Raw genomic sequence first — 8594 nt, forward strand, 5'->3', positions numbered from 1 at the left:
GGAATAACTGCACAAACATAGTGAGCCGAAGCTCGGCGAGCGGCATCAATGAGCATCAATAGCTCCATGATATTATCGCTCGGTGGAAAGGTAGATTGAACAATGAATACATCGCAGCCACGTACTGACTCATCAAAACTCACTGAAATCTCACTATCGGCAAAACGGTTGATGCTCACACCTCCTAAATCTTTGCCATAAAAATCTGCAACTCGGCTCGCCAAATAATTGGATGACGTACCAGAAAATATCTTAACTTCTGCCATGTTATTGGTTATGTCTCGAAAAGAAAGTGCAAAGGTACGCTTTTTGCTTAAAAAATCACAGGTAGGATTGATTATTTTCTGAAATTTTACATAGATTTGCGATATTCATGGATTAAACATTCAAGTGCCATGACCAATAAAAGATTGAAATTGATGCAGTTGTCGTTAGTGGACGAAGTTCCAGAGTTAAACAAAATTTTCTTTTTAGATGTCTTTGCCGAATCTTATTTCGATTCGAGCCGAAAACGCATGCGTTTGAATACCATCAACGGCCAAAGCGTACCACGCGATTTGAAGGTAAGTTGCCCAGCAAAATTAGTGGCACATTATCCGGAGGGAACAATTTTTAAATTGGACGCTCGCTTGGTTCGTCGTGGAGATGGCCGTCATCCCTACTTTGTGGCGGTCAATCGAAGCAACTTGCAAAGGGCATTAGAATTTTTTGACTATAACTTGAAGGTACAAAACGGTTTCGACTACGAATTCCCGAAAAAGAAAGATAAAGATAAAAAAGAAAAAAGTTCTAAAAAATAAACTTGCTTTTAGAGCAACAATAAACCTTCATCCGATTGAAACCCAATCAATCAAATAAGCCATCCATTAAAAAACAATTTCATCAGCTATTGGCTGGGGGGCTTTTTGCTATATTCTTAATCAACTCGGTTGGCTGTTTTGTCTATGTTGAAATCAAACGAAGAAGCATTCGCCACGAAATCAAACACAGTATTCTTCATAAATTACCCGACAGTCAACTCGTTAGAATCATTAATAGTGAATACAACGACAAAGATGAATTTGAGCTAAATGGCATTATGTATGACGTAATGCGTAAAGAAACACTCAACGGTGAAACAATACTTTGGTGTTTTGAAGATAAAAAAGAGACCGAATTGAATCGTTCAATTGAATCAATGGTTAAGAAAGATTTAGCGAATAGTCCTATCAAAAAAACGCAAAAAATCCTCCTCAATTTCCTCAAGATTCCTCTCAGTATTTTTGAAAAGCCACTATTTATTTTTCAATCACGAATAAGTCTGCACATACAATATATGTTTAATACCTGGCTTACGTCAATTTTTTTGTCGGTAGCTTCGCCTCCACCCGATTTAGTTTAGTACATAAAACTTCTATAAAGCACACCTCGATATTTAATTGAAGTGCTTATCTCTCTATTCACAGTTTTGTGCAATAGCTGTTTTTGTTTTACTAAATAAAATTCATAATGAAATACATATATTTTCTAATGCTTTTACCTTTCGGGGTATTAGCCCAAATTGACTCGACCGAAAAGAACATTTCGCTCAACGAAGTGGTAGTTTCGGGAAGTAAATTTGAAGCTCAAAGAGGAACTCTTCCCAATCAGATTAGTCTGATTTCAAAAAATCAGATTGCTTTTCAGAATACACCAAATACAGCAGATTTATTGATGAATTCGGGCAATGTTTTCGTACAAAAAAGTCAAGGTGGCGGCGGAAGCCCCGTTTTGAGAGGTTTTGAATCGAGTAGAGTATTAATTGTGGTAGATGGAATCCGAATGAATAATGCCATCTATAGAGCAGGCCACTTACAAAATGTGCTGCGAATCGACCAAAGTATGCTCGACCGTGCCGAAATCTTATTCGGGCCAAGTTCTGTAATTTATGGTAGCGACGCACTCGGTGGTGTAATGAGCTTCAGAAGCAAAAACCCTACGCTTGAAAAAATTACGGCATCGGCATACACGCGTTATTCGTCAGCTTGGAACGAAAAAACGGTTCATACTGATGTAAATTTGGGTTTTAAGAAATTTGGCTCATTGACAAGTATTACTTATTCTGATTTTGGAGACTTAATTCAAGGCGATAAACGCACTGATAAATTTCCTGATTTTGGCAAAAGATTATTTTATGCCGAGCGAATTGATGGAAAAGATACTAAAGTAGCAAACAGTGACTATAACAAACAAATCGGCAGTGCCTACTCGCAGTATGATATATTACAGAAGTTTATGTATCAGCCGTCAGATAAAGTAAAGCATACCATCAATTTACAATATTCAAATACTTCTGATGTGCCACGCTATGACCGACTCACTGAAGTTTCAGGGACAAATCCAAGATTTGCGGAATGGTATTACGGCCCCGAAAAACGTTTCTTGGCAGCCTATCACTTAGACCTTTCTGATACAAAAATCTACGATAAGGCAATGATTACGGCGGCTTTTCAAGATATTGAAGAAAGTAGGATTTCACGAAACTTCAATAATGTAAACAAAAGAAGCCAAATAGAAAATGTAAAAGTATGGACCCTAAACGCTGATTTTCAGAAAGTTATCAAAACTAATACTATTCAATATGGTGCCGAGTTGACTTATAATGATGTGAAATCAACGGCTTCTAACCTCAATATCAGTACGGGTGTCATTACACCTGCAAGCACACGCTACCCTGATGGTAAAAACATGATGCAGTCAATAGCAATTTACTTGACCAATCAATTGAATATTTCACAAAAGTTGTATATCAATGGTGGGCTAAGATACAACGCCGTAAAACTTAGTACCGAGTTTAAGGATAAAACTTTTTTCCCATTTCCTTATAATGAAGCCAAACAGAATCAGAACGCTCTTTCTGGAAACTTGGGTATTGTTGCTCGACCTGTAAATAAAACTAAGTTAAGTATACTATTTTCGAGCGGGTTTAGAAGTCCCAACGTTGATGACATGACCAAAGTCTTTGACTCAAGAGCTGGAACTTTGGTGGTACCAAACCCTGACATCAAGCCCGAATATACTTATAACTACGAAGCGTCAATCAATCAGCAAATTGGTGAAATTTTCACAGTAGAAGCAACTTATTTTTACACCCAGTTTAAGAATGCTATCATAACTGCCCCATTTACATTGAATGGACAAAGCTCGGTTGACTATTTAGGTACAAAAAGTACGGTTGTTGCAAGCCAAAATGTGCGTGAAGCTCAAATAAATGGGTGGAATATTGCCATTTTTGCCAAACTAACACCTGATTTGGTATTTTCAAGCACCCTGAATAATACGAAAGGAAAAATCAAGGACGATAAAAATACACCGCTTGACCACATTCCGCCGATGTTTGGGCGAACTGCTTTAAAATTTAATAAAAACAAACTTCAAATCGAAGCATTTAGTCTTTATAATGGCTGGAAAAAAATTGCCGATTACAACCCCGAAGGAGAAGATAACGCCCAATATGCAACACCCGATGGTATGCCTTCGTGGTTGACTTTGAATCTGAGAAGTGCCTTTCAAATTAACAAGCATTTACAAATACAAGCTGCCTGCGAAAATATCCTTGATAAAAACTATCGCAATTTTGCCTCAGGTATCAGTAGTGCTGGTAGAAACTTTATTGTTACTTTAAGAGGAAATTTATAAATTTGACAGCGTTTCTACGGAAAATTTACGTCTTGGATAAAAGCACCCATCTAAACGTAAATTTTCCGTGATTACATCAACTACAGAAATTTACTTCAACCCATTAACCCGCAAGCCGCTATTGAACTCTAATAGTTTGATGGAAGTAGTAGAAGACTGCCTAAAAGGCAAAGAAAGTGCTATGAAGAAATTCTATGAGCATTTTCATGGTTTTGCTTTGTCGGTATGTATGGGTTACTGCGAAAACCGTGATGATGCTCTGGAAATTATGAATGATGGTTTTTTGAAGGTCTTCAAGAGTTTAGATAAAATCGAAAATATCGAACGTATCAAACCGTGGCTCAGGCGTATCATGATTAATGTAGCGATTGACCATTTTCGAAAAAACATCAAGAATCAAACCACCCAATTACCTGAAAATATTATCGAAACAAACTTCGGCGATACATCGGTTTATGCCCAACTTTCGTCCGAAGATATTATGAAGGCAGTGCAGAGTTTACCAACCAATTATCGTTTGGTTTTTAATCTTTATGCCATAGAAGGGTACTCTCATAAAGAAATCGGCGAAATGCTAAACATGGCAGAAAGTACATCCAGAGCCAATTTATCTTTGGCCAATGGTTTGCTTCGTGAGAAACTCAGAAAAATGCTTTAAATTATGCAAGAAGAACAACAATTTCATCGGTTTATCAGGGAGAAACTTGAGGGTTTTAGTCCTGAAAAATCACCAGAAGACTGGAAGAAGATGAAGCGTAAGCTGCTTATTAGCAAAACTTTACGTTTCCTCTACCCTACTTTTGGGCTACTCTTGCTTAGTTTAATTTATATAGTTGTGAGCGAAACTCCAATCGTGGAGTTTTATATGAGCAGTAAGCCTCTATCACTCAAACTTAGGCAATCAGAACCCGAAGAAACTTCTAAAATTACAACGCAGAGCCTTCCTCCTGCCACTGAATCTACCAAATCAAGCATCGAAGAACCCGTTTCAAAATTAAATGAATCGCCAGTTTTTCCTGAGCTTTACAACGAAACCCAAGAATTTAACGAACAAAACGAAACAGAAATTAAGCTCAATAAAATAACGAATAAAAGATTAGTTTTCAAGGATAATCTCGCCGATGATTTAGCCGAAAAAGAAATTAGATTCCTCTCGGCAAGTGCGGTTTCGATGAGCGATAAAATTTCGAGAGTTAGAGCACTCGGAAAAACTTATGAGCTTACTTCTTACGACGCTCTCGATAGAAACATTGATAAATGGAAAAACGTAGTAATTGTCTGTGACATTACTTCAACGATGTTTCCTTATACGACACAGGTTTTCGATTGGATGAACGAAAACACTGATAATAAATCGATTAAAGGAATTGTATTTTTCACAGATTGCGATAGTCTCGGTCGCCAAACTCGTGGACGGCTTCCAGGCAAAATGTTTACGGTCAGAACAAAAGACGAACTCGTACTTTGGGATACCATGTTTGCGGCTATCAATAATACTGAAAACAATAAAGATAAACCAGAAAATAATATTGAGGCAATTCTTTATGCACAAAAGAACTTCCCTGACGCCGACGAAATCGTGATGATTGCTGATAATAGCAGCGAAGTTAAAGATATGAAGCTGTTATCGAAAGTAAAAAAGAAAGTGCATATTATCCTTTGTGGCGAAACTTACCGCAAAAACTTAGCATTCCAAGACGATTATGTGCAGATTGCCAAGAAAACCCAAGGAACAATACATACTTTAGAAGATGATATTGAAAATGTTTCTAAAGTGAAAGATATGAGCGTGGTGAGGGTCGGAAACATTTATTTCCGTTTCCATAAAGGAAAATTCTATACAACTAAGTTTTTAACGAGACCCAACACCCCCAACCCCTAAAGGGGGAGGTGTAGAACATAAACTCCCCTGGGGGCTGGGGGTGTTATTTCCAAATCACCTCTACTACTTCTTCACGAGTCATTACGGTTGTTTGTTTAACTGATGGATTTCGTTTGAGCGGAATAAAATTATATTTAGCCTTTACAGATTCTTGTGTAACTACGTGAGTAGCATTTTTCTTGTGAAAAACCACTGCAATTTCACCAACCGGCATCGGAATTTCAACTTGTTTTTCGTTTTCGGCTACTTCTATGATTCTTGGTTCAACTTCGCTGAGCGGTCTTTTTGCTGCTAATTTCAATGCTTTCTTGGCACTTGGAACTCCATAACCGATAAAATTATTGCCGTAAGGGTAAAGATTAGCCGATTTTTCGAGGATTGTACGAATTTCTTTGTTATTCAAATTTGGAAATGCTTGCATGACACAAGCCACAAAACCCGTAATTACGGGAGCCGCCAACGATGTACCAAAAAGCGAAAAACACGAAACATTGGGTTTCATATAAGTCAAAAACTCTGGGCCGATACTGCTATACCCCATTTTCATGCCCAATTCATTCGTTGCACCGATAGCAATCACCCCATCTACATCGGCTGGAGTCGAGATAATTCTCCACGAGCTGTCATCACCTTCGTTGCCTGCCGAAACCACCAAAACTATACCTTTTTCGTCAACTGCCATTTTTGCAGCACGGGCAATCACGCTTGTTTTTCCATCCATTTGTTCGGGTGTATAGCTTTCTTTTGGATTTGAAAAACCTTTTGCGTAGCCCAGTGATGTATTTATCAATCGTACCCCCAGACTATCCATCCATTCCATAGCGGCCATCCAGTTATCTTCCTCACCTCTAAATTCTTTATTCCCGCTATCGGTTCGAGCTAAATAAAAATTGGCATTTGTTGCCAATCCAATCTGAAAATTTTCTTTAAAATTTCGACCAGTAATGGCATTCAAAACTTCGGTTCCGTGAAAATCAGATGCAGATTCTTGCTCGCCAAAATAATCTTTTTTCTTGGGGTTTACATAGTCTTTTACACCTAAAATCTGCTTTCTTTCAAATAGATGTTTAAGGGTTTGGGTATCGTTCGCACCAAAAAAACCTGCATCAATTACACCAATGGTTACACCTTTTCCATTTAAACCAGCATCTAAAAAATGTTCGATACCGATTTGTTTCATTGCAAAATCTACACGAAGGTCATCGTTTTGTTGTTTTTCAACGTCGGCAAGGTTCGAAACCTTGCCGACGTTTTTATTGGTATGCTTTGGTGAATTTATACTTGCAGGCACAGTCTGACTTTCAATAGGAATAATTTCTTTGACAAAATCAAAATCATTCACTTTTTCTATCTGAGCATCAGACAAGATTGCCGACACAGCATTCAACCATTTTGATTTTACAAGTAGTTGAATACCAGACTTTTCTAAATCAGTAGTATATTTTTTTGTAAGTGGTAAATCAGAAAATTGATTCTCGACCAAACCAAGCATTCGTCTATTTTCTTTACATTTTTCAGAAATTGCTGGCCCAGCATTTACCTCTTTATCAGTAAAAACTACCCAATATTTTGACTGCTGGGCTTCGGCTTTCAGAACAAATGCAGCGAGTATAACAAAAATTGAGAAAATTTGGTTGAATCGAATCATTCGTGTTTGATAATTTATAATTTCGCAAATATTCTAAAAATTCTACTTAAAAAACGAAAATGCGTTACGAAAAAATTGATTCGCAACTATTTATTGCAAATCGTGAAAGATTAAAAAGCTATCTCAAGCCCAATTCGATGGTAATTGTTCAATCGAATGATGTTTTACCGAGTAACGCTGATGGTACTTTTGGGTTTCGTCAGAATAACGATATTTTCTATTTGACAGGTATCGACCAAGAAGAAACTATTTTGGTTCTGTTTCCAGATTTTCCCGATGAAAAATTTAGAGAAATTTTATTGGTTAGAGAAACCAGCGAACATATAAAAGTTTGGGAAGGAGAAAAGCTCTCTAAAAAACAAGCCACGGAGATTTCGGGCATCGAAAAAGTGGTTTGGACGAGCAGTTTTGAGACAATTTTACGAAAACTCATCTTCTTGGCCGACCAAGTTTACTTAAATCTAAACGAACACGATGGTGGAGATTGGAATTTTGAAAGCCGTGAACGAAGATTTATTACTGAATTTAAACACAAATTTCCACTTCATCGAATCGAGCGTCTTGCTCCTTTGATGCACCAATTGAGAGTAATCAAACACCCGATTGAGATTGATTTAATAAAAAAAGCTATCGAAATTACGGGTAAAGGTTTTGTAAGAATGGCCAAATTCTTACAACCAAAAGTTGCCGAATTTGAATTGGAAGCCGAACTTACACATGAGTTTCTGAGAAATCGCTCACGTGGTCATGCCTTCGCTCCTATTTTGGCTTCGGGCGAAAGTGCTTGTGTATTGCATTATGTAACAAACAATAATCTGTGCGAAGCGGGCGAAGTAATTTTGATGGATTTTGGGGCCGAATATGCCAATTATAATGCCGATATTACTCGTTGTTTGCCAGTAAATGGGCGTTTTACGGCTCGACAAAAAGAAGTCTATTCGGCAGTTTTGAATGTTATGAAAGCCGCTAAAAAGATGCTCGTTATAGGAAATACCATGGAAAATCTACGCAAAGAAGTAGGCAAAATAATGGAAATAGAATTAATAAAACTGGGTTTATTGAAGCAAAGTGAGGTTGAAAATCAGAACGAAGATGCCCCGCTTTATAAAAAATATTTCCCTCACGGAATCTCGCATCATTTGGGGCTTGATGTGCATGATGTGGGCAATCGTTATGAGGTTTTCAAGGCAGGAATGCTTTTCACCTGTGAACCCGGCATTTATATTCCAGAAGAAAAACTCGGCATCAGGCTCGAAAATGATATTTTGATTACTGAAACTGGCAATGAAGACTTAATGGCCAATATTCCGCTCGAAATCGAAGATATTGAAGCATTGATGCTAAAAGAATAGTCGCAAAAGCTTGGAAATTACGACATTTTTCGTTTAATTTACGACAAATGTCAGA

The 8594-nt window shown here is 37.5% G+C and carries 8 protein-coding genes; 6 read left to right on the plus strand and 2 right to left on the minus strand.

The window, feature by feature from the left end:
- Nucleotides 1-266 (minus strand): ribose-phosphate pyrophosphokinase-like domain-containing protein (locus ACOVO2_RS11900; RefSeq protein ID WP_421770184.1); only part of this gene is annotated, 266 nt, incomplete at its 3' end.
- A 129-nt stretch (nucleotides 267-395) separates the two neighbouring features.
- On the opposite strand from ACOVO2_RS11900, the gene ACOVO2_RS11905 reads away from it, so the two are divergent.
- The 5 genes from ACOVO2_RS11905 to ACOVO2_RS11925 all read left to right on the plus strand — a co-directional run bounded on the left by ACOVO2_RS11905 (nucleotide 396) and on the right by ACOVO2_RS11925 (nucleotide 5539).
- Nucleotides 396-800 carry a hypothetical protein gene (locus ACOVO2_RS11905; RefSeq protein WP_421770185.1) on the plus strand — a complete coding sequence of 135 codons (405 nt, stop codon included), beginning with the start codon at nucleotides 396-398 and terminating at the stop codon, nucleotides 798-800.
- A gap of 35 nt (nucleotides 801-835) precedes the next feature.
- Nucleotides 836-1381: a hypothetical protein gene (locus ACOVO2_RS11910; RefSeq protein WP_421770186.1), complete on the plus strand. Its 546-nt coding sequence runs from the start codon at nucleotides 836-838 to the stop codon at nucleotides 1379-1381.
- 107 nt (nucleotides 1382-1488) lie between these two features.
- Nucleotides 1489-3657 (plus strand): TonB-dependent receptor plug domain-containing protein, encoded by a 2169-nt coding sequence (locus tag ACOVO2_RS11915; protein ID WP_421770187.1) that lies wholly within the window; start codon nucleotides 1489-1491, stop codon nucleotides 3655-3657.
- Nucleotides 3658-3724: 67 nt separating this feature from the next.
- Nucleotides 3725-4315 (plus strand): RNA polymerase sigma factor, encoded by a 591-nt coding sequence (locus ACOVO2_RS11920; RefSeq protein ID WP_421770188.1) that lies wholly within the window; start codon nucleotides 3725-3727, stop codon nucleotides 4313-4315.
- Between the two features lie 3 nt (nucleotides 4316-4318).
- Entirely contained in the window at nucleotides 4319-5539 is a 1221-nt protein-coding gene (locus ACOVO2_RS11925) for a hypothetical protein (protein WP_421770189.1), read from the plus strand.
- Nucleotides 5540-5582: 43 nt separating this feature from the next.
- On the opposite strand, the gene ACOVO2_RS11930 is transcribed toward ACOVO2_RS11925, so the two are convergent.
- Nucleotides 5583-7187 carry a S8 family serine peptidase gene (locus ACOVO2_RS11930; protein WP_421770190.1) on the minus strand — a complete coding sequence of 535 codons (1605 nt, stop codon included), beginning with the start codon at nucleotides 7185-7187 and terminating at the stop codon, nucleotides 5583-5585.
- 59 nt (nucleotides 7188-7246) lie between these two features.
- On the opposite strand from ACOVO2_RS11930, the gene ACOVO2_RS11935 reads away from it, so the two are divergent.
- The gene (locus ACOVO2_RS11935) at nucleotides 7247-8539 is read left to right on the plus strand and encodes an aminopeptidase P N-terminal domain-containing protein (protein ID WP_421770191.1); all 1293 of its coding nucleotides are present in this window, start codon (nucleotides 7247-7249) and stop codon (nucleotides 8537-8539) included.
- Nucleotides 8540-8594: the final 55 nt, after the last annotated feature.

This window comes from Emticicia sp., assembly GCF_049241225.1.
In the GTDB taxonomy this organism is placed as follows: Bacteria; Bacteroidota; Bacteroidia; order Cytophagales; family Spirosomataceae; genus Emticicia.

Bases quoted from the DNA above. Each gene is read 5' to 3' on its own strand.
- ACOVO2_RS11925 (WP_421770189.1), top strand. From the start codon at position 4,319: ATGCAAGAAGAACAACAATTTCATCGGTTTATCAGGGAGAAACTTGAG.
- ACOVO2_RS11905 (WP_421770185.1), top strand. From the start codon at position 396: ATGACCAATAAAAGATTGAAATTGATGCAGTTGTCGTTAGTGGACGAA.
- ACOVO2_RS11935 (WP_421770191.1), top strand. From the start codon at position 7,247: ATGCGTTACGAAAAAATTGATTCGCAACTATTTATTGCAAATCGTGAA.
- ACOVO2_RS11930 (WP_421770190.1), bottom strand. From the start codon at position 7,187: ATGATTCGATTCAACCAAATTTTCTCAATTTTTGTTATACTCGCTGCA.
- ACOVO2_RS11915 (WP_421770187.1), top strand. From the start codon at position 1,489: ATGAAATACATATATTTTCTAATGCTTTTACCTTTCGGGGTATTAGCC.